This is a genomic window from Nocardioides sp. NPDC057767 (genome assembly GCF_042798275.1).
Taxonomy (GTDB): domain Bacteria; phylum Actinomycetota; class Actinomycetes; order Propionibacteriales; family Nocardioidaceae; genus Nocardioides.
In genome coordinates, this window is record NZ_JBHVKJ010000009.1 from 82,308 (window position 1) to 103,783 (window position 21,476).

General features: G+C 68.5%; 15 protein-coding genes. 5 read left to right on the top strand and 10 right to left on the bottom strand.

Annotated elements, in window-relative coordinates; all coding sequences use genetic code 11:
* Window positions 1-69: 69 nt before the first annotated feature.
* The 9 genes from ACFVDI_RS07010 to ACFVDI_RS07050 form a co-directional block, all read right to left on the bottom strand.
* The gene (locus tag ACFVDI_RS07010; RefSeq protein WP_378902060.1) at window positions 70-2,190 is read right to left on the bottom strand and encodes an acyltransferase family protein; all 2,121 of its coding nucleotides are present in this window, start codon (window positions 2,188-2,190) and stop codon (window positions 70-72) included.
* Between the two features lie 28 nt (window positions 2,191-2,218).
* On the bottom strand, window positions 2,219-6,364 hold the full coding sequence (locus ACFVDI_RS07015; RefSeq protein ID WP_378902063.1) for a glycosyltransferase: 4,146 nt from the start codon (window positions 6,362-6,364) through the stop codon (window positions 2,219-2,221).
* A gap of 91 nt (window positions 6,365-6,455) precedes the next feature.
* Window positions 6,456-7,652 (bottom strand): glycosyltransferase family 8 protein, encoded by a 1,197-nt coding sequence (locus tag ACFVDI_RS07020; RefSeq protein ID WP_378902066.1) that lies wholly within the window; start codon window positions 7,650-7,652, stop codon window positions 6,456-6,458.
* A 316-nt stretch (window positions 7,653-7,968) separates the two neighbouring features.
* Window positions 7,969-8,838 (bottom strand): bifunctional DNA-formamidopyrimidine glycosylase/DNA-(apurinic or apyrimidinic site) lyase, encoded by an 870-nt coding sequence (gene mutM, locus ACFVDI_RS07025; protein ID WP_378902069.1) that lies wholly within the window; start codon window positions 8,836-8,838, stop codon window positions 7,969-7,971.
* Window positions 8,839-9,537 carry a ribonuclease III gene (rnc, locus tag ACFVDI_RS07030; protein WP_045548395.1) on the bottom strand — a complete coding sequence of 233 codons (699 nt, stop codon included), beginning with the start codon at window positions 9,535-9,537 and terminating at the stop codon, window positions 8,839-8,841.
* 20 nt (window positions 9,538-9,557) lie between these two features.
* Window positions 9,558-9,743 carry a 50S ribosomal protein L32 gene (gene rpmF / locus ACFVDI_RS07035; RefSeq protein WP_008358292.1) on the bottom strand — a complete coding sequence of 62 codons (186 nt, stop codon included), beginning with the start codon at window positions 9,741-9,743 and terminating at the stop codon, window positions 9,558-9,560.
* Window positions 9,744-9,811: 68 nt separating this feature from the next.
* The gene (locus tag ACFVDI_RS07040; protein WP_378902072.1) at window positions 9,812-10,366 is read right to left on the bottom strand and encodes a YceD family protein; all 555 of its coding nucleotides are present in this window, start codon (window positions 10,364-10,366) and stop codon (window positions 9,812-9,814) included.
* A 40-nt stretch (window positions 10,367-10,406) separates the two neighbouring features.
* The gene (locus ACFVDI_RS07045; RefSeq protein WP_378902075.1) at window positions 10,407-11,777 is read right to left on the bottom strand and encodes a hypothetical protein; all 1,371 of its coding nucleotides are present in this window, start codon (window positions 11,775-11,777) and stop codon (window positions 10,407-10,409) included.
* Window positions 11,741-12,736, bottom strand: a complete 996-nt coding sequence (locus ACFVDI_RS07050; protein ID WP_378902078.1) for a lysylphosphatidylglycerol synthase domain-containing protein — start codon at window positions 12,734-12,736, stop codon at window positions 11,741-11,743. The genes ACFVDI_RS07045 and ACFVDI_RS07050 overlap by 37 nt, the downstream gene beginning before the upstream one ends.
* A 95-nt stretch (window positions 12,737-12,831) precedes the next feature.
* On the opposite strand from ACFVDI_RS07050, the gene ACFVDI_RS07055 reads away from it, so the two are divergent.
* The 5 genes from ACFVDI_RS07055 (at window position 12,832) to ACFVDI_RS07075 (ending at window position 19,726) form a co-directional block, all read left to right on the top strand.
* The gene (locus ACFVDI_RS07055; protein ID WP_378902081.1) at window positions 12,832-13,938 is read left to right on the top strand and encodes a glycosyltransferase; all 1,107 of its coding nucleotides are present in this window, start codon (window positions 12,832-12,834) and stop codon (window positions 13,936-13,938) included.
* 23 nt (window positions 13,939-13,961) lie between these two features.
* On the top strand, window positions 13,962-14,717 hold the full coding sequence (locus ACFVDI_RS07060) for a class I SAM-dependent methyltransferase (protein ID WP_378902084.1): 756 nt from the start codon (window positions 13,962-13,964) through the stop codon (window positions 14,715-14,717).
* Window positions 14,718-14,798: 81 nt separating this feature from the next.
* Window positions 14,799-17,561: a YfhO family protein gene (locus tag ACFVDI_RS07065; protein ID WP_378902087.1), complete on the top strand. Its 2,763-nt coding sequence runs from the start codon at window positions 14,799-14,801 to the stop codon at window positions 17,559-17,561.
* Window positions 17,562-17,708: 147 nt separating this feature from the next.
* Window positions 17,709-18,758: a glycosyltransferase family 2 protein gene (locus tag ACFVDI_RS07070; protein WP_378902090.1), complete on the top strand. Its 1,050-nt coding sequence runs from the start codon at window positions 17,709-17,711 to the stop codon at window positions 18,756-18,758.
* Window positions 18,755-19,726: a lysylphosphatidylglycerol synthase domain-containing protein gene (locus tag ACFVDI_RS07075; protein ID WP_378902093.1), complete on the top strand. Its 972-nt coding sequence runs from the start codon at window positions 18,755-18,757 to the stop codon at window positions 19,724-19,726. The genes ACFVDI_RS07070 and ACFVDI_RS07075 overlap by 4 nt, the downstream gene beginning before the upstream one ends.
* On the opposite strand, the gene ACFVDI_RS07080 is transcribed toward ACFVDI_RS07075, so the two are convergent.
* Window positions 19,668-21,185 carry a phospholipid carrier-dependent glycosyltransferase gene (locus tag ACFVDI_RS07080; RefSeq protein ID WP_378902097.1) on the bottom strand — a complete coding sequence of 506 codons (1,518 nt, stop codon included), beginning with the start codon at window positions 21,183-21,185 and terminating at the stop codon, window positions 19,668-19,670. The two genes, ACFVDI_RS07075 and ACFVDI_RS07080, sit on opposite strands and share 59 nt — an antisense overlap.
* Between the last annotated feature and the right edge of the window lie 291 nt (window positions 21,186-21,476).

The following is a 21,476-nucleotide window of genomic DNA, read 5'->3' on the forward strand; positions in this document are numbered from 1 at the left end:
TCGTGCTGTCAAACATTGGTGATCACTTTCGCATCGCAAGGATGGGACGGAACAGGTGCCTCGACGCCGTCAGCGTTGTCGCAAGGCATCATCGATGGCGCGCCCCAGGTACGGCGCAACAGTTCGCGTGTAGGTGAGCGTCAGGTGTTCACCGTCGTCACGGTAGACGATCACGTGACCGACGACCGGCCGGCAGACCTTCGGTTCGCAGTAGAGGTCCGTCAAGTCCACCAGCACCGCGTTCGGGTCGACGGCAACTGCCTCTGCCAGGCCCGAGGGTGGAAGGACCTTTCTGCGAGGCTGTGCGCACGCTGTGGCTGCGTCCAGCCGCTGCGCCTCCACGCACGCCATCGTCCCCTCTGGCATCGCCGGGTTGTCCTCGATCGCGATCACCGGCACCTGTCGAGGTGCCGGCCGGCGCGCCCACGCACGGGCCAGCCCTTCAGCCGTCACAGCGACCGAGGTCGTCACGTTGTCGTCGGCCAGGATCGGAGACGAGTTCCGCGCCTTGGAGGTGATAACGGCATCCAGGTCATCAGCCTTTTCGACGTACGCACTGATGCTGCGCCGCCACTCCTCGCACATCAGCTGGTCTGCGGTGCTGTTCTTCTGAAGGTCGGCCTCCGTCCAATAACAGCCGACTCGGCCGGCAACATCGATCCGCCAGCCGAACTCCTTCGCTATGTCCTCGTACGCCCCGACCAACTGGTCGTTGTGGGAGTCGCCAACCGCAAGCAGTCGCCTGCTGTAGCCATTCTTCGGGCCGAGCCGGCACATGACGACCTCCCCGGTCTTGGCGGCCGAACTCGACCAGCATTCCGCTCTGTTGGCCTCGTCCGTCGCGAGCTCGGACGGGTCTGGGACGAGGACGCCCTTCAGATCGGGGTTTTCGCAGGTCGGATCCGCGAGCTTGGCTGCGCCCAGACATGACATGTTCTGGGCGAGCAGGGTGTTCACCTTCCGTTCCGACTGGGCTGCGCCGCTCGCCTTGACGGCCAGTCCGGTGGCAACCACGGCCAGCACGACCACCATCGCCCCAGCGCTCCACAGGCCAACCGTGACCGGAGAGCGTCCGCCGAGAAGGCGTCCGGAGAAGCGCACACGGTTCTCCCACTGCGTCGTACTGAGCCATGCGAGGGGGAACGTCACACCGAGGATCACCAGCTTCGTCCCCGCGTTCAGGGGCGCATCGGTGATGAACGGCACCAAGACGATGAGCGGCCAGTGCCAGAGGTAGATGGCATAGGAGGTGTCGCCGACGATGGATACGGGTCGCCATGACCCGACTCGCGCGAGAAACGTCCCACGACCGAGCCAGATGGCGAGTGCGGCGCCGCTCACCGGAACAAGGGCGGCGACCCCCGGGAAGGGAGTGGCGCTGGTGTACTGCGTCGCCGCCGTTGCGATCAGCGCGAGGCCCAGCGCAACCCCGAGAGCGCGCGCCGCTCTCGACCCGATCACCGGAAGCATTCCGATGAGAACTCCGGCGGCGAACTCCCACGCCCGCGTGAAGGTGGAGAAGTACGCCTCCGGGGTGTTCCCGGTGAGCCAGACCCCGTAGGTGAAGGAAGCGCAGACGACGAGGGCGAACAACGACCCGGCGAGTCGTCGGGTGGTGACGTACGACCCGGGACGGATCGACCGGGAAAGCAGCGCCACCGCGAGCAGCAGGAGCGGTGTGAACACGTAGAACTGCTCCTCGACGGAGAGGCTCCAGAAGTGCTGAACCGCGGAAGCCTTGTTGTCGGCTGCCAGGTAGTCCACGCTCGCCCAGGCGAGCCGCCAGTTCTCGACGTACAGGCTCGAGGCGGCGATCTCGGTCAGGAACTGCGACCAGAGGCTTCGCGGCACCCAGACGAAGGTCGCGACGGCGCTCACCAGCAGGACGAGGAGCGAAGCCGGCAGAAGCCGTTTCGCTCGCCGGGCCCAGAACGCACCCAAGCGGATGCGGCCGGTCGTCTCGACCTCCCGGAGCAGGTGACTGCCGATGAGGAAGCCCGAGATGACGAAGAAGACGTCCACCCCGATGTACCCACCACTCAGCCGCCCTGGAGCGAGGTGATAGGCAAACACGGAGAGGACCGCGATCGCCCGCAACGCCTGGATGTCTGGCCGGAACCCTTCCGCCGGGGCCTGCGCGTCGGCAGCCGCAGGCGCATCGGCCGACTGCGTACTCGTCAGGATCGTCATGAAACGCGCCTGTCCACGTGCACCGTCATCATCGTCGGAGAAGCGACGCCATGTCGATGTCGTCCGGGCCGATCACACGACCGTCGTCCGCGACACCTCGGATCCGCTGCAGAAGCGCATCCCGGGGGACCCCCACGCCGTTCTCGACGTGGTCGAAGACTTTCTCCAGCACGAGGTCGTTGTTGCCCTGGAACGCGTTGCGGCGCCAGAGCGCGACAGCCTGTGCCTCTTGGATCTGCTGATAGCCGGCCCGCTCGCGCGGCATCCAGACCGGGTAGCCGTTGGCTGTCGCCATCGCCTTGAGCCACAGATCGTCGGCGTACAGCGAAGTCTTGGAGATCGCGTCGACGTCGAAGGTGGCCGCGGGCAGCGAGTGCGGCGGGTAGAGCACGCCACCGATCCCGGTGGGGAGGAGCTGGTAGCTCGCCTTGCCACGCAGATAGTTGCAGTCATAGACCCACCCGTCGTACGAACGAAGGGTGCCATCGGGGCGGAACAATGCCAGGTTCGCCCGCTGACAGATGATGGCGTGCGGGTTGGCCAGGTGGCCCTCATACAGCGTCTCGACGAGGTTGTCGTCGTAGACGACGTCGTCATCCACGGTGACGATGAGTGCCTCGGGATTCTCCTGAACCGCGTAGAAGTACTTCTTGTGCGGAGCGAGGTCGCCCTCCACCCAGCGGATCTGGAAGCAGGCATCTCGACGTTCGAGAACCTCGGCCGGCACGTCGGCCTCTCGGTTGGGGAAGTTCTCGGTGGAGAGCCACAGGAGCACCTTGTCCGGCCGCCTCGACTGCTCCACGAGGGAGTCGATGCACTGACCGATGCTGAGCATCCTGTGAGGAATCGAGGTGAGCGATACCACCACCTCCCGTGCGCCTGACGAAGCCCGTCCACGTCCTCGCTCGGTCGTCGACCTGGCCGGCTGGAGCCTCCGACCGGTGCCGGCGGCGATCCGCCGCTCGAAGAGGGCTCCGAGGTCCTTGGTGTACGCGTCCATGCTGGCCCGCTCGTCATAGGCCCTGCGGGATGCGCTGCCCATCTTCTCGAGCGCCGCCGCTTCCTTGTCCATCATGGACATGAATGCGTCGCGCAGGGACATCACGTCACCCGTGTCGACCACCAGCCCATTGGCGCTGCTCACCATGTACTTGGCGCCGACGTTCTCGGTCACGATCAGGGGCTTGGACAGCATCGCTCCCTCGAGAGCGACCAGGGAGCATGACTCATCGCGTGACGCGACGACCACGGTGTCCATCTGCGAGAGCAGCTCGATCTTCTTGCGCTCGTCGGAGATCACGCCGTGGTAGTGGATGTTCTCCTCGCCCGCGATCTGAGCGAACACGTAGGACGTGACCGACGTACCACTGTTGATGAACCCACCCGCGAAGTGCAGCTCTGCGCGAGCCCGATACTCCGCCGGCATCGCCTTGAAGGCAGCGACGAAGACGTCGTATCCCTTGCGGTGCTCGATGGTGCCGAGCTGGACGAACTTGAACGTGCCACCGGCCGCGATCTCGTACGGCTGTGCGTACTCGGACACATCCACGACGCTGTTGCGCACGATCTCGACGGGACCGTCTGCGTGCTCCGCGACCGCAGCCGCGGCGTACTCGCTGACCACGCAGATGCTGCGGCTCTGGCGGAGCGTCTCCTGACGTTCGGGAGCTGCAGCGAAGAAGTCCGGCAGGTTGGTCGCCTCGCGCACGTACCAGACGAGCGGGATCCGGCCCTCCAAGACTCGCACGTAGTCGTCTGTCGCCACGGTGTTGCAGACGACGAGCTCGACGCCGCTCTCGATGAGCTTGTTGATCCGCTTCGGGCCCAGCTGACCGGCGCGCACCACCTTCACCGCGATGCCGAGTGTCGCGAACTCCTTCGAGAAGGGACCGGGCTTCGCAGTCCAGACCACCGGCTCGTACCCCAGGGAAATCGCGACCTTGCACATCCGGTGGAGGCTTCGGGGCGTGCCGGTGTACGTCATCTCGGGCGACACGAAGACGATGCGTCGTGACCGCGATACCTGAGCAGTGTCATGCGCTGTGGCCGCAGGCTCGAGCGACTTGATCGGTCCGCTGAGGTCGAACAGGTCACCGAATCGTTCGGTGTGCGTCTCCTCACCGAACAGAGCTGGAGTCGCGTCGTAGAGGAAGTCCTTGTAGACCTCGTGGGAGTACGACTCGTTTTCGATCGCCGCCTTCAGCGGGTTGAACGCGACGTAGGGAGAGATCGGGCGGATGTCCTGATAGTTCTTGGTCCGCTCCAGGTAGGCCTCGACGAAGTCGATGATCCCGCGCTGCATCTCGGTGATCTGCTCGACGTTGCGCGGAGCGTTGTTCCCCCGAAGAGCGACAGGCCGGCCGAGGTCGTCAAACCCATAACCGACGACGCTGGAGGCAACCTGGGTGAACAGGTACTCGAGCGGGTGGTGCAGCAGATCCGTCTTGCGTGCCGCCTTCGGTCCGCCAGGCATCATGAACCTCGCCAGGTCCAGGTTCGCCATCGGCGAGTACGAGTAGGCGCTGATGAAGCCGTCGGACACCATGTCGGTGACCTGTTCGGTGCGGCTCGTACACATGAGCGCACCGGAGACCTCGAGTTCACGGTCAGCCATCGCAGTGCGGAAGAAGTGGCGGAGGGTGGTGATGCAGGTGCCGCTCCAGCCGATGTCGACGATCAGGACCCGCCGGGCATCGCCGACGGCCTCGGTGAAGTACTCCTTCGCCGCATCGACGCTGGTGCGGTTGTGCTCCTCGATGACGTGCTTGTGGTCCCAGAAGAACCGCTCCAGGCGCCGCCTGGTGGCACTCGCCGGGAACAGGAACCGCTCGATGTCCGCCTGGTCCAGATAGGGCAGCAGGTAGTCGAATCCGGTGTCGATCAGCAGTTGCTCGATGGTCTTGGTGTTGTTGGACTCCTTGAACCAGCGGAAGAAGGAACGCCCGACGAAGTCGTCGAAGTTCAGATCGAGAGTGATGCCAGCCGCTGCGTAGCGCGAGACGTCGATGTAGGCACTGTCGGCGCCGCCGTAGAAGCGGTCGTAGACACGCGAGATCACGTCGCAGTCACGCCCGCAGAACAGGATCCGGTCGATGCCCTTCTCACGGACAACCGTCTCGAGGAACTCGCAGAACCCCGCGGCCAAGATGCCGCCGACGCGGAACCCGTGGGTGTAATGCAGACCCTCGGTCCAGGCGCCTGAACCGATCGTGTTGTTGAGGAGCGCCCCGTAGAAACTGCCGGCCAGAACCTCCATGTACGGCTCCCGAACCAGCCGTCGCTGGTCCTCGTTGTACACCGCCGGAAGACCGACTCGCTCGGACTGCTCGACATCCGCCTCGAGATTGTCACCGACGTGCACGATCGACGTCTCGCTGCCGTAGTACTCCAGGAGAACCTGCTGCAGCGTCCCGTCACCCTTGCGACGAAGGTACTCGTTCGACAGGTAGATCTTCTCGTAGCCCGTGTACCCGTTGCGCACGAGCATCTCCTCGATGACCTCCCGGGGGAGGTACATGTCAGAGGTGAACACGATGGTCCTGCCCTTGGCGAGGAGCCGATCGAAGACCTCCTTGATATACGGGTTCGCCTCGGACAGCTCGATCTCGAGGTTCTGCTCGTACACCTCCCATGCAGGATCCGCGCCGTACCGCTCCGCCATCACGGTGTAGATGTCACGCAGTGTGACCTCGCGAGAGCCCTTGTGGTTGTCGTTCTCGCGACGCGCGTGATCCTCGGCCTGCTTGCGGATGCTCGGGAACCTCTCGATACCGAGCCTCGACCCCATGATCCGGAAGACATCCTTCGGGAACTCCACAGCTCGGTACAGCGCCGTGTCGAAGACATCGAACGAGACCACGTCGTACGCGGCCAGCTTGTCGACCATCTCGTCGACGCTGAGCCGCTCGAGGCTGTCTGACTTGAGGTAGTACGGCCCCCCGGTCTCCAGCTCTTCGCCCGGGGTCTCCCCGAGGCGGGCACGGAGCCGCTCGATCTTCGCGTTCAGGCCCGACTGTCGGTCCAGGAGGCGGGTGTAGCGGGACACGACCGGACCGCCGCTGGTCGGACGGCCGAACAGCACAAGCTTGTGCTCCCCATCCACTTCTGCGACGCGCACCATCCGATGACGCAGCCCGAGCTTGTTGGTCGGCTGGTCGCCCATACCGGCAGGCATGGTTCCTCCTTGTGTTGCTGGGGTGACGAAGAATGCGGGTCGTCCCCGCAATTGATCTGGTGGCGATCGAGCTGGCTCGCGACGACGCGGGCTACTTCTCGATGAGGCGGGTCCGTGGCTGCGGGGGACGGACGTCCCGCTTGAGCGAGTCGCGTATGACACGCGGTCCGGACGTCATCAAGGCGCCGATCCGGAAGGACACCGACCTGCGGGTGTCGGCCAGCTCCTGGTCTCGGCCCTGGAGCTCCTGCTCGAGGCTGACCACGCGGCTCCTGAGCCGCTTGCGGACGGCAGAGGTGACGCCGGCTGCCGCCGCGACCGCGTCGGCGAGATAAACAGCGACGATCTCGCCACACATCGGGCTCATCGCCGCGTACTGCCACCACCGATCCGCGAAATCGGCCGAGACGTCCATCCATGGCTTGCGCTTGTCGGCGAAGTGGATGATGACCGGCGAGCTCATCGCCTCGTCGTACTCGTCGCGGGACCAGACCCGCCGAACGGCCGGTCGGCTCCAGAACTCCTCGACGTTCTTGGGGCCGTACTTCGTCATCAGGTTGAAGCGGAGCGGAAGATGACGGATGCGGTCGTAGCAGACGATGTTGATGATGTCTTGATCGTCGGAGTCGAACTCCTTGGACGAGAGCTCGAGAAACTTCGCGACCAGGCCGTGCTCCCGCATCTGCTTCAGGTTCATCAGCATGACGCCGGAGTTGACGTAGCGGTCGAAGGACGGGAGGCCCATCGCCTGCGCGGCCTCGGTCGAGCGAAGGTGGTACGCGGCGGCGGGCACCGCGGCGACGTAGGCGTCGTCCACGTCCTGCGTGTAGAGCTGCCACAGATCGCTCTCGATGATGGTGTCGACGTCGAGGTAGATGATCCTGTCGACGTCCGGGAAGAGGTCCGGAAGCTTGAGCCGGAAGTACGCGGGGGCCGTCAGGTGCGAGGTGCTGACCTTGACGTCGGCGAAGCCGTCCACGACGACGAACGAGATCGTGTTGCCCGGATAGCGGCCCTCGAAGGAGAGGAACTGGTCGCGTACGTCTGCCGGAAATTCCTCCGCCACCAGGATCCTGAGGTCATATCCGGTGTCGGTGCCCGAGTTCTCCAACAGCGACGTGATCGCCACCGACATCGGCTTGGCGTAGTTCAGGTCGGCGGCCATGGCGACCGGGATGGTGCGGGTCTGCTCGGGCTGACCGGCGTCAGCACGGGGTTGCGGTAAGTCCAGATCCTGCGGGCGCTTCGTGGGCGCTTGATCGGATACGGCGAGCTTGTGGGGAGCCACCTGTTGTCCTTGTCGAGCTTTGACCACCCCAACGGCTGGAGTGGTGGTTCACGCCTGTGCCGGTGCTGGAGGGCCTTGGTTTCATCCCGAGATCCGGGTGACCACGTCGCCACTCGGCTTGAACCGCCGGCCCGAACACAGCGGTAGGTGGTCCGCCCTTGCAGCGGCTGCAGACGAACTGCACCCAGGACGAACGAACCGAAGGTTAACTCACCCGAATCCGGAATTCTTAACGAACGATGAGGAGCCCGGGAAGTGTCATCCGCCCGCAACATTTGCGTGGTCCGAAGTGGGCATGAGCAATAGCCCGAATGGGCTATCCCGCCGTGATCCTCGGTACTCGCGGGGCGGGCTGGCACTTCGGGCAGAAGTAGGAGGATCGGTTCATGAAGGCGATGCGGCGCATCGGGGTTCCGCAGCGGTCGCAGGGCTCGCCCTCACGTCCGTACGCAGCCAGCGACCGATCGAAGTAGCCCGACTCGCCGTTCACGTTGACGTAGAGCGCGTCGAAGGAGGTGCCGCCCTGGGCGAGCGCCTCGGTCATCACGTCGTGTACGTGGCCGAGCAGCTCGCGCACCTTCGGGGCGGTCAGCCGCTCCCCCGGCCGTTCGCCGTGGAGCTTCGCGCGCCACAGCGCCTCGTCGGCGTAGATGTTGCCGACGCCGCTGATCACGGTCTGGTTGAGCAGGATGCGCTTGATGCCGCTGGCCGATCTCCGGACCCGTCGGACGACCGCCTCGGCGTCGAACGCGGGCTCGAGCGGGTCGGGGGCGATGTGGGCGATCTCGGGAGGGAGCTCGGCTCCACCGGGGCTGATCGAGAGGCCGCCGAACATGCGCTGGTCGACGAAGCGGAGCTCGCGGCCCTCGGCGGCGCCTTCGAGCCGGATGCGGACGCGCAGGTGCCGCTCGTCGGGCGACTCGGGCGGCTGGACGAGCATCTGGCCGCTCATGCCCAGGTGGGCCATCAGGGCGTCGCCGGAATCGAGTGGCAGCCACAGGTACTTGCCGCGCCGGCGGGCGCCGGTGAGGACGCGGCCCTTCAGGTCGTCGGCGAAGGCCGAGGCGCCGGCGAGGTGGCGGCGCACGGGGCGGGGATGCAAGACATCGACGGCGAGGATCCTCGCGCCGAGTACGTGGCGCTCGAGGCCGGCGCGTACGACCTCGACCTCGGGGAGCTCAGGCATCTAGGCGGAGGAGGAGGCGGAGGCCTGGATCTCGCCGTAGGCGGTCTCCGCGGCGGCCTGCTCGGCCTCCTTCTTGGAGCGGCCGACGCCGTTGCCGTAGAGCTGGTCGCCGACGCGGACCTTCGCGGTGAAGGTCTTCATGTGGTCGGGGCCCTCGTCGGTGATGACGTATTCGGGCACACCCAGCGCCCGCTCGGCGGCGAGCTCCTGCAGGGAGGTCTTCCAGTCGAGACCGGCACCCAGGTCGGAGGCCGCCTCGATGAGCGGGTCGAAGAGTCGGTGGACGAGGACGGTGGAGACCTCGATGCCACCGGAGAGGTGGACCGCTCCGATCACCGCTTCGACGGTGTCGGAGACGATCGACGCCTTCTCACGCCCACCGGTGGCCTCCTCGCCCCGGCCCAGCTTGATGTGCTGGCCCAGGCCGATGGCCTGACCGACCTCGGCCAGGGCACGGGCGTTCACAACCGCCGCCCGCAGCTTGGCCAACTTGCCCTCGGGCAGGTCGGGGTGGGTGCGATAGAGGGTCTCGGTGACCACGACGCCGAGCACCGAGTCGCCCAGGAACTCCAGGCGCTCGTTGGTGGGCAGGCCACCGTTCTCGTAGGCGTAGGACCGGTGAGTCAGCGAACGCTCAAGCAGCTCGGGGTCCAGAATCGGATCCCCGAGCGCTTTGCGTAGCTCGGCGTAGTTGGTCAGGAGACTAACCGCGTGTCAGATCAGAGGACCTGGCGACGCTCGGCGCGAGCGCCGTACTGGCCGCACTCGCCGCACGCGCGGTGCGGGATGTGCTTGGCGCCGCAGGCGGGGTTCGCGCACGTCACCAGGGTCGGCGCGACGGCCTTCCAGGCCGAGCGGCGGTGGCGGGTGTTGCTGCGCGACATCTTCCGCTTCGGAACAGCCACTGTTATCTCCTCATAATTCGACCGGCCGGATCTCGACCGGCTACTGAAGCCTGTTGTGCTGGGTGATCCTAGTTGCTGGAGTCGTCTTTCAACGAAGCCAGCCCCGCCCAGCGCGGGTCGACCTTGTCGCCGTGGTCGTGCCCGGGCTCGTCCGCGAGCCGCGCCCCACACTCGGGGCACAGTCCCGGACAGTCGTCCTGGCACATCGGCTGGAACGGCAGCGCGAGCACCACCGCATCCCTGAGCACCGGCTCGAGGTCGATCAGATCGCCCTCGGTCCGGCTGGTCTCGTCGTCCTCGTCAGGGTCCTGGCCGTCACGAGAGTCGTCGTAGACGTACAGCTCCTGGATGTCGACCTCGACGTCGTCGTCGATCGGCTCCAGGCACCGCACGCACTCGCCCTCGAGGCCGGCGAAAGCCGTCCCCGTGACCAGCACACCCTCCATGACCGCCTCGAGCCGCAGGTCGAGCTCGACCGGCGATCCCTCGGGGACAGAGAGGACTTCGATACCAAGATCTGCCGGCGCCGGCACCGTCAGCTCGACGTGACGCTCGGACCCCGGGCGGCGGCCGAGCTCGCGGGTATCGAGCACGAGCGGCGCTCTCGGGTCCAGGCTGGTCACGTTTCACTTCCGGATGAGGGCACGACAGATCTATGAGATCTTAACGGGACCGGGCGACGGCGACCAAAAGGACGGTCGCCACACCGACCGCGCACGCGACCCCCGCGACGCCCGCCGCCACCCAGGCCGCGGCCTGGAAGACCGGGGCGGTGGCCAGGTCGCCGCCGGCGGGGTTCGGCGGGGCGATGTGGGCGAGGAAGACCGCGTACGTCGCCGCCGCCCAGACCCCGGCCAACGGGCCCGCCAGCCGGGGCGTGGCGGTGAGCCCGAGCGCGGTGACCAGGCTGGTCACGACGGTGAGCGGGAGGAGATAGCGCCAGTACGCTCCCCCGCCCCCGGCCGCGTAGTTCAGCTGGATCGCGACGATGACGGCGGTCAGGGCGAGCAGCAGCAGCGCCGTCGCGACCCGGACCGGCTCCCGCCGTGACGGAGAGAAGGCGCGGAGGCCGACGACCAGGCCGAGCACGAGGGGCCCGATCGTGAGCACGGCGCCGATGACCACGTGCTCCTGCAGCGCCGGCGGGATCAGGAGCTGGTGCCAGATGTCCGGGTCGGTGGCGACGTCGAGCACGCTGCGTACCTCCCGTTCCTGCAGGGGGCCGCCCGCCTTGCCGACCAGGTCGGTCTGCATGCCGGACCAGTTGCCGGTGGCACGGAAGTTGCGGACGTAGAACCACGCGTTGGCGGCGACGGCGAGGAGCACCGCGACGCCCAGGCGCAGCACGCCCGCCCAGTCGCGGCGCGCGCCGGTGAAGAGCCAGACGAGGCCAAGGGTGGTCGCGCACAGACCGATGAAGACGACTCCGGGCAGTCGGGTGCCGAGGGCGGCGGCGGCGTACAGACCGAAGAGCACCACGCCGCGGGTCCTCGGCCCGTGGCGGAGCAGCCAGATGGTCTGCCCGACCAGGAGGGTGACCCACAGGACGAACAGGTTGTCGTTGAAGACGACGCCGCCGAGCCTGGTCAGCGCCGGGTTCAGTGCGGTGACGAGGCCCGCCGCGACGGCGACCTCGGGGCGGCCGGGGACGATCTGCCGCGTCGTCCACATCACCGCCGCCACGACCAGGCAGGTGATCACGAGCGCGATGCCGCGCGCGGCCAGCCCGGCGGCGAGCAGGTGCCCGGCGTCGGTGAGCGGTCCGACCACGGGTGCCAGCAGCAGGTAGAAGAGCGGTGGGTGCTGGCCGGTCCAGTCGAAGGGCAGCGTGTAGCCCCAGATCTGCGGCATCCGCATCGGCTCGCCGATGGCGATCAGGGTGCCGTGCCAGAGCTGGTAGGCGTGGTCGACGTGGGCCACCTCGTCCTTGGTGCCGTAGAGCGGCGAGGAGAGGGCGTAGCCGGCGCACACGCCGGCACAGGTGATGAGATTGGCGATCAGGCCTGCGGTCCAGAGCTGCCGTGCGGTGGGCACAAGGATCTCCCGAGCGTTTCGTTGGCGGCTTGCGAGGACGACGTCCCGACCTCGCCGCTTCGGCGGGTCAGGAACGCCGCTACCAGCGCTACCACGACATCGGCCAGGACGGCGATCCCGCGAGCCAGCAGGGCGACCAGCAGCGCCAGCCCGGGCGAGAGGACGCCGGAGAGGGCGACGACCAGGACCGCCTCACGCAGCCCGGCGCCGGCCGGGAGCCCGATCGCGGCCATGCCCAGGCTGAACCCGAGCGCGTAGCCGCCCACGCTGGCCAGCAACGAGGGCAGCGGGTCGCCTCCCAGGCCGACCACGACCACCCAGATCTGGAGCCCGAGCAGGAGCCACACCAGACCCTGGAGCGCCAGCGCCCTGCCGATCCCCCGCCAGGTCGGCAGCACCTCGAGCGGCTCTCGCCGCAGCAGCCGCAGCCCGGTGTCGACCACCTTCGCGAAGACCGGCGGATGCAGGGCCACCAGGATCAGCGGCAGGAGCAGCACCGCCCACCAGTAGCGCGCGAACGTCTCCTGCCCGAGGAACGGCATCAGCAGCACCGAGACCATCACCCCGGCACCGACGGCGATCGCCAGCACCAGGACGCCCTGCGTCAGGGACGTACGCCGCGGCACCCGCTCCGCGCGGGCGAGCTCCATCTGGCCGACGATCGTCCACACCGAGCCCGGGAGGTACTTCCCCAGCTGGCTGACGTAGAAGATCCGGGCCGCCGGCACCAGCGGCAGCGGCGAGCCGAGATCGGCCAGGACCACCCGCCACATCAGCAGCGCGACGCCCTGGGCGAGCACGGTCAGCACGAAAGCGACCGCCAGCACCCACAGCGGGAGCTCCTGGAAGCCCCGCACGAGCGCGTCCCAGTTGCGGTGGATCGCGTAGGCCGCGACCGCGAGGACGATCGCGACGACCACCGCCTTGAGCGGCACCACCTTCGTCCAGCCTCTGCCCACAGGTCCTCCCAGGCAGCACTTTTTCGGGTGCCGACATCTCAGATGCGGGGTGTGCTGCTCGATCTCTCCTTGACCTCGACCCTAACGTTGAGGTGATGCACATCGTCGCCTTCGGCACCTACGACGTGGCCTCCCATCCGCGGGTCGCGGTACTCATCGAGGGCTTACGCGCCTGCGGTGCCGAGGTCACCGAGGTCAACCGGCCGCTGGGACTGGACACTGCGGCGAGGGTGGCGATCCTGCGACAACCGTGGCGACTGCCGCTGCTCGTGCTCCGGCTGCTGGTGTGCTGGAGCGGACTGGTCGTGGAGTCGTTGCGACGGCGGCGGCGTGGGTGTCCCGACGCGGTCCTGGTGGGCTACCTGGGTCACTTCGACGTGCACCTGGCCCGGCTCCTCCATCCCCGTTCGACCATCCTGCTCGACCACATGGTCTCGGCGGCGGGCGTCGCCACCAATCGCCGGCTGGCCGGCTCGGACGGCCCGAAGCTGCGCCTGATGAAGGCGATCGACGCGATGGCGCTGAAGCGGGCCGACGTGGTCATCGTGGACACGGTCGAGCAGCAGCAGGCACTGCCCGAGGACGTACGCCACCACTCGGTCGTGTGCCCGGTGGGGGCGACCACGGAGTGGTTCGACGCCGGTGCGCGGGCGCTCGATCGGCGGACCGAGGCCCCGCTGCAGGCGGTCTTCGTCGGCCTCTTCTCCCCCACCCACGGCACCCCGGTGATCGCCGACGCGCTCGACCTCCTCGCCGGCGACGATCGGATCGAGGTGACGATGGTCGGCCAGGGCCAGCAGTACGAGGAGGCTCGTCGCCTCGCCGCAAGCAACCCGCGGGTCTCCTGGGTCGACTGGGTCGACGCCGAGGACCTGCCCGACTTCGTCGCCGGGTTCGACGTGAGCCTCGGCATCTTCGGCACCGTCCCGCAGGCTCGCCGGGTCGTGCCCAACAAGGCGTTCCAGGGTGCCGCGGCCGGGGCGGTGGTCGTCACCTCCGACACCGCACCTCAGCGACGGATGCTGGAGAGCTCGGCCATGCTGGTGTCCCCAGGCAGCCCCGAGGAGCTCGCCTCCGCCCTGACCAAGCTCGCCGACGATCCCGGCGAGGCCCAGCGTCTGCGCGAGGCCGCCTACGAGCAGGCCAGAGAGCACTACACCCCGCAAGCCGTCGCCTCGCCCCTCATCGAATGTCTCACCTGACTCCACCTCGACCCAGGAACCAGATGTCGCTCACCGCCACCGACCGCCCGCTGCCTCCGCTCGCACCCCGTGCCTGGTTGCGCTACGACGTCGTCAGCCGCATCATCTACCGGCTGGCGCCGACGACGGCGCTGGAGATCGGCTGCGGCCAGGGAGCCTTCGGGGCGCGCCTGGCCATGCGCGCCGACTACCTCGGCGTCGAGCCCGACGCCGACTCGTTCACGGTGGCCTACGAGCGGATCACCTGCATGGGCGGCCGGGTGCTCAACGCGATGTCCGCCGAGCTCGCGCCGGGAGCGACGTACGACCTGGTCTGTGCCTTCGAGGTCCTCGAGCACATCGAGGACGACAAGGGGGCGCTGGCCGAGTGGGTCACCCACGTCCGCCCGGGTGGTCAGCTCGTGCTCTCCGTGCCGGCGTTCCAGCAGCGGTTCGGTCCGATGGACCGGCACGCCGGGCACTTCCGCCGCTACAGCCCCGCAGAGCTCACCGAACGGCTCGAGGAGGCCGGCCTGAGCGAGATCGACGTCACCGTCTACGGCTGGCCGCTGGGCTACGCCCTGGAGGCGGTCCGCAACCGGATCGACGCCCGGAAGCTGGAGAAGGTGGGCGACCTCACACCCGAGGAGCTCACCCGGGCGACAGGACGTACGTTCCAGCCGAGCGGCCGACTCAAGGGCGCCGCGATCGCCCTCGCGACCAGCCCGTTCATGGCCCTGCAGCGGCTGCGCCCCGACACCGGCACCGGGCTGGTGGCCGTAGCGACCCGGCGTGAGTGATCCGGCCGCCAACGAAGACTTGACCGAACTGCCGCGTGCGCTACCGGCGCCCGGTTCCGACTACTCATAGATTTTCGGCTTGTGTTCTCATCGGATCGGTGGCGCTCGGGCGTCGTGCTGGCGCTTCTCGTCCTCTTCGTCGCGGTGACCTTCGGTCCCGCGCTCGTGGGTCACGGGATGCTGCTGGACACCGGTTGGCTGCACGCGATGATGCCGTACGCCGCCGACGGCCCGATCCCGCAGGGAACGCTGTGGTGTCGCGGCGACACCTGGGACTACTACCTGCCCGGCGTCGAGAACATCGTCGAAGGCGTACGTCACGGCAACTGGCAGACCTGGGCGCCCTACGAGGTGGGCGGCGCGCCGCTGGCCTCGCTGCCGAACCATGCGGTCCTGAGCCCGGTGTCCTGGCCCTACTGGGTGATGCCGATGTGGCTGGCGCCTGCGTGGGTGAAGCTGACCGAGCTGGTCCTGGTGCTGGCCGGGATGGTGCTCTTCCTCGGCCGCCTCGGCGTGCGGCGCAGCATCGCGCTGGTCGCCGGGCTGGTGTTCTTCACCTCCGGGTTCATGATGATGTGGACCAACTGGCCGCACACCAAGGTCGCCTGCCTGGTCCCGCTGCTGCTGTGGGCGCTGGACCGCGCCGTCCACGAGCGCCGTGCGCGCGACCTCGCCGCGGTCGGCCTGGTCGTCGCCTCGATGCTGCTCGGCGGGTTCCCGGCGGTCACGATGTTCGCCCTGACCCTGGGTGGGATCTACGTGGTCGTCCGGGCGCTCGCGCTCCGGGATCCGCGGCGCACCCTGGTCGCCGGCGGCATCGCCGCCGGCGGGGTCGGACTCGGGGTCGCACTCTCCGCGGTCCAGGTGCTGCCGTTCGCGCTCAACATGAGCGCGCTCGGGATCGACGAGCGAGTCCCCAACCAGGTCAAGCCCGCCAGCCTCGTGCTCACCACCGTCGCCCCCGACGTGTACGGCACCTGCGTCGACGGGCTCTGGGCCGGCGAGGACAACCCGATCGAGTCGATCGCGTTCATCGGCGTCGCGGCGCTGGTGCTGGTGCTGTGCGCCCTGGTCGTCCGGCTGCCCGGCGGTCGCCGGCCGTCGACGCCGGCGCTGCTCGCCGTCGTGCTGGCCGCGATCGTCTGGTTGCTGTGGGTCGGCGGTCTTCCTCTCGAGCTGCTCCAGAAGCTGCCGGGCTACAGCTCCAACAGCTTCGGGCGGGCGAACTCGATCTTCGGGTTCCTGTGCGCGGTCCTGGCAGGGATCGGGCTGGAGCGGTTGGTCCAGCGGGCCGAGGAGGCGGGCCCCTCGCGCGAGGAGAGCCGGTCCTGGCGTCCGCGCCTGTTGGTGTCGCTGGTCGTGCTGATGGCGGTCGTCGGGGTGGCTGCGTACTTCCTGTATGCGGCGTACGCCTTCATCGACGGCGCGGAGCGGCCGATCCCGGACGTCGCCGCGAGGCTGAGGGTGCCGGCGCTGCTGCTGGGGATCTCCCTCCTGGCCGTGGCGGCGACCCTGCTGCTGCGGGGCCGGTTGCGGCTGCTGGGCCCGCTGGTGCTCGTGCTGGCCGTGGTCGCACAGAGCACGGTGTTCGCCCGCGAGGTGCTGCCGCTCACCGACCGCGCCGACTTCTACCCGGTCACCCCCGCCCACGCGTTCCTGAAGAAGAACCTCGGCGAGGAGCGCTACGGCGCCTCCGGCTGGGAGCACTCGGCGGTCGCCGACCACTACCGGCTGCGTACGCCGACGGGTCATGAGTTCACCTCGCCGGAGTGGAAGGAGCTGATCGCGGCGGTCAGCCCGGACGCCCAGCTGTCGACGACCTACAGCGACTTCCCTGCCGGCGTGCCCACGCCGGGGCGCCTGGCGGTGCTCGACCAGCTCTCGGTGCGTTACTGGGTGACCCAGCCGCAGGAGGTCATCGGGGCCGCCGAGCCGACGTCTGTGCCGGCTGCGCGGCGCCAGCTTCTGACGGTGATGCCCAGCCAGCAGGCGACGTGCCAGGTCCCGAAGGGCGACCTGCGCGGGATCGAGGTCACCGTGCCCGACGGCCTGAAGCCGCGGGCGCAGCAGCCGACGGTCGTCCGGGTGAGCGTCGGGAGCGGCGCGGAGAAGGTCACCTCCGAGCGGGCCATCGCCGTGAACCGGCCGCTCAGGCGTGGCGAGAGGCTGCGCGTCGCGGTGCCCGAGCATCGCTTCACCACCGGGCCGGTGCCGGTCACCGTCACGTTCTCCGGCAAACGGAGGGCCGTCCACCTGGCCGGCCGCACCGACGGATCCGCGATCTGCGCTGCGGTCCGGCCCGAGAAGGGCGACGGCCTCCGGATCGTGCACGCCTCGGCCGGCGCGGTCGTCTACGAGCGCGCGAGCGCGCTGCCGCGGATCCGCTGGGCCGGCACCAGCGAGGTCGTCGCCGACGGTCCGACCCGGGTGCGCCGGCTGACCGAGGGCGTCGCGCCGGGCACGGTGCTGCTCGACGACTCGTCGACACCGGTCGCGTCCGGTTCGGCCGCCCGGGTCGACGTACGCCGCGACGAGCCCGAGACGATCTCGGCGAAGGTCACCGCGGACGGTGCCGGCTATCTGGTCGTCGCCGACTCGATCGCCCGCCCCGGCTGGTCGGCCACGGTCGACGGCCGCCCGGTGGACCTGGTCGCCGGCAACCACGCCTTCGCCGCCGTGCCCGTTCCCGACGGCACCCACACGGTCACGCTGCGCTACGAGGCTCCGGGGCTGCGTACGGGTGCGGTGGTCTCGCTCCTCGGCGCTCTGGTGACACTGGGGCTGTTGCTCGGTCCGTGGCTGGTGGATCGGCGTCGTGGCAGACGCCGCGTGGACCCGTCCTGAACGCCAGGTTTCCTTAGCACATACGCCGGATGACACCCGCGAGGGGGCGTGGGGCCGCGGAATCCACGCGGTAATGTGGCCGCTCAGAAGCCCCTCACGAAACCCCGAATATCTGTGTTCGGTCCCACTACTTGCCCTGAGGTCCCTGTGAAGCTTGTCGTTCAAGTCCCCTGCCTCAACGAGGAGGAGACGCTCCCGTCCGTCCTGGAGTCGATCCCGAAGCAGATCCCCGGCATCGACGAGATCGTGATCCTGATCGTCGACGACGGGTGCACCGACCGGACGGTCGAGGTGGCCAAGGAGCACGGCGTGCGCGAGTTCGTGCACCACTCCCGCAACCAGGGTCTCGGCCGGAGCTTCCACGACGGCGTGGTCCGCGCGCTCGAGCTGGGTGCCGACATCGTGGTCAACACCGACGGCGACAACCAGTACCCGCAGGACCGCATCGCCGACCTGGTCCAGCCGATCATCGACGGCCAGGCCGACATCGTCATCGGCGACCGCCAGGTCGACCAGATCGAGCACTTCTCCGGCCTGAAGAAGAAGCTGCAGAAGGTCGGGTCGAAGGTGGTCAACATGGCCGCCGAGACGGACCTGCCCGACGCGGCCAGCGGCTTCCGCGCCTACTCGCGCGAGTCGCTGATGCTGCTCAACACCGTGACCCGCTTCTCCTACTGCATGGAGACGATCATCCAGGCGGGCAACAAGCGGATGAAGATCGCCTCGGTGCCGATCGAGACCAACGCCAAGACGCGTGAGTCGCGGCTGTTCAAGTCGATGCCCGAGCACATCATGAAGTCCGGCGCGGCGATCGTGCGCAGCTACATGATGTACAAGCCGTACGCCATCTTCGTCTGGCTCACCGCCTTCTTCTTCATCCTCGGCGCGATCCCGTTCGTGCGCTACCTCGTGCTGTGGCTCAGCGGCGACAACGGCAACCACATCCAGTCGCTGCTGCTCGGCGGCGTGCTGATCAACCTGGCCTTCATGTCCGCGATGCTCGGCGTCATCTCCGACCTGATCCGCACCAACCGGGTGCTCATCGAGGACGACCTGGAGCACACCAAGAAGGCGCGCTTCGGCAAGTCCGGCACCGAGATGCTCCGCGACCAGACCTCGGTCGCCGAGTTCGACCTGCCGCACACCAAGGCGCGTGCGACTGCCCAGTCCGGCGAGACGTGGACGACCAGCCTGTGACAGCGACCCACTCCGACCCGGTCTCCGCTTCCGGGGCCGGGTCGTCTGCTACGCCCGGCCCCGCGAAGCCCAGCACTGCGAAGCGGCTGGTCAAGATCGCGCTCGCCCTCGTGGTCGTGCTCGGCGGCGCCTATCTGGTCTGGCGCCAGCGCGACGACCTGGCCACCGCGGTCCAGGAGCTGAGCGTGGGCCGCTTCGCGATCGCGGGGGTCCTGGCGATCGTCGGCACCATGCTGATCGGCCAGATCTGGGTGGCCCTGCTGCACGGTATGGGCATCCGGCCGTCGCTTCGCGACGCCCACTCGGTCTTCTACGTCTCCCAGCTGGGCAAGTACCTGCCCGGCTCGGTGTGGCCGGTCGTCGCCCAGATGCAGTTCGGGCTGCGCTGGGGCGTCGCTCGCCGGACGATGCTCGGCGCCAACATCCTCTTCATGGGCATCGTCGTCGCCAGCGGCATCGGCGTGGGCGCCCTCCTGCTCCCCTGGTCCTCCTCCGAGGGCCTCAGCCGCTACTGGTGGCTGCTGCTCCTGCTCGTACCGCTGGCGGTGTGCCTGCACCCGCGCGTCGTCCCGGGCATGCTCGACTGGCTGTTCGCCCGGCTCGGCCGGGAACCCCTCGGCGTACGTCTCACCGCGCGGGGCCTCTTCACCGCCATCGGCTGGGCAGTGCTCGCCTGGGTCGCCTTCGGCCTCCACCTGGCGGTGATGATGCAGTCGTACGCTTCGGTGGGGCTGCTCGAGGTCGCGGCCGCCACCGGCGGGATGGCGCTGGCCTGGGCCGCCGGGATCGCATTCATCCCCGCGCCTGCCGGTGCCGGGATCCGCGAGGCGCTGCTCGCGCTCACCCTCGGCCCGATCATCGGAGTCCCCGAGGCGCTGACCGTCGCGCTCGCCTCGCGAGTCCTCCTGCTCATCGCCGACGTGGTGCTGGCTGGTCTCGGAGCGGTTGCCGGGCGGCGTACGTCCTGACGGTGCCGGGCGGCCGGGCTGCCAGGCAGACGGCGACCAGACCGCAGACCAGCCCGGCGGCGACCACGAGCTCCGCGTTCCGTGACTCGGAGTTCGGGAGACGGCCCACATACGTCGCCGAGTCGACGAACCACCTGAAGATCAGGAACGCGTAGAGACCCAGCGCGAGGGTGGTCGCGGCTGCCGCCAGGTGGGCCCGCGACTCCCGCGCGCCTACCGGGACCAGATCGACGAGCGCCGTGACACCGACCGCGAGCACCGTGGCCAGGAGCGGCATCAGCGGCAGCAGGTAGCGGTCGTTCGGGTTCCCGCCGCCCGCGACGAAACCGACCAGGTTCGCCAGGATCACCGCTGCGTGGACCATGAGCAGCAGCCATCCGGCACGTGACGCGGGATGGTCAGGCCCGGCGCTCCACCGGCGGACCAGCAGCACGATCAGCCCGATCACCGCGACGACCGCGAGCACGTCGGCAGCCACCGCGTACCCCTCGGCCAGCAGCGGCGCCCACAGCCGCTCGTACCAGTCCAGCCAGAGCGAGCCGTCGGTCAGCACCTGCCACCAGGTCCCGTTGGGCTCCCGGTCGAACTTCTCCAGCAGCGCCGTGGAGGCGGTCGGGTCGTCGTAGAGAACGATGTTGCGTACGTAGAACCAGCCGGTGGCGAGCCCCGGAACCCCGGTCGCCGCGGCCGCGGCCGCCAGCGCGCGGACCACGCCGCGACGTGAGCGGTCCTGGATGAGCAGCCCCACCGCGATGGCGGCGCCGCACAGGACGACGGTCAGCACACCGGGCGCCTTCGCGCCGGCCGCGGCGGTCCCGGCCAGGGCGACCAGCACCAGGCGCCCCGGCGACAGGCCGCGGTTCAGGATCCGGATCGTGGCCAGCAGGGTCAGCGAGGAGGCCGCGACCGCGACCCCGTCGTTGGCGATGTGACCGCCCGCGGTCACCAGCACGGCGCAGGAGGCGCTGATCCCCGTGGCCAGGAACGCGGTCGCCGCCCTCCGGGTCACCTCGAAGGCGATCAGGCCCACCAGCAGCACGCACAGCGCGGACCCGACGGCATTGATCATCCGCATCCCGACGACCATCACCTGAGGTGCGTCGAGCGCCTCGGCAGCGGCCACGAACGGCAGTGACATCAGGTAGTAGAGCGGAGGGTGGTTGGCGGTCCAGATGTGGCGGTGCGGCTCGTCCGCCATGGTCGCCAGCCCCTCGACGACCTGGGGATAGCGACGCGCATCCGTCGTCACGGGTGTGTCGATCGTCGGCAGCCGGCCCGAGGCGAGCTCCACCGCGTAGCCGGCGTTCGGTCCCTCGTCGCGGGTCTGGTACTGCAGTGACCGGGTCAGCGCGACGTAGCTGCTCAGGCTCAGCGCGAAGAACGCCACCAGCACCATCGCCGCCAGGATCCGTCTCGGGAGACGTACGCCGGCACCGTCCTCGTGTGTGGATCGGGGCATTCGCGACCTTCGGGCTGGGCTCAGGGGGCTTGGGTGGCGAGCCTATGACGGCTACGCGCGCCTGCGCTGCTTGGCTCAGCGTGTCCAACGACTGTTGTTTTCGGGGCGGGTCTGGGCCGCCGGCCAGTCGCTCCACGGGAGGCGGACGCACCACGGTGAAGGAAAATTCATTCCCCCAGAACAAGTAGGCGCTCCCCCGGTGAAAGAAAAATTTCTTTCACCGCCTCAACCACCCCCCGGTCGGCGGCAACCGTAGTGAACGAAACTTCGTTCACCCCAGATCCCAAGCCC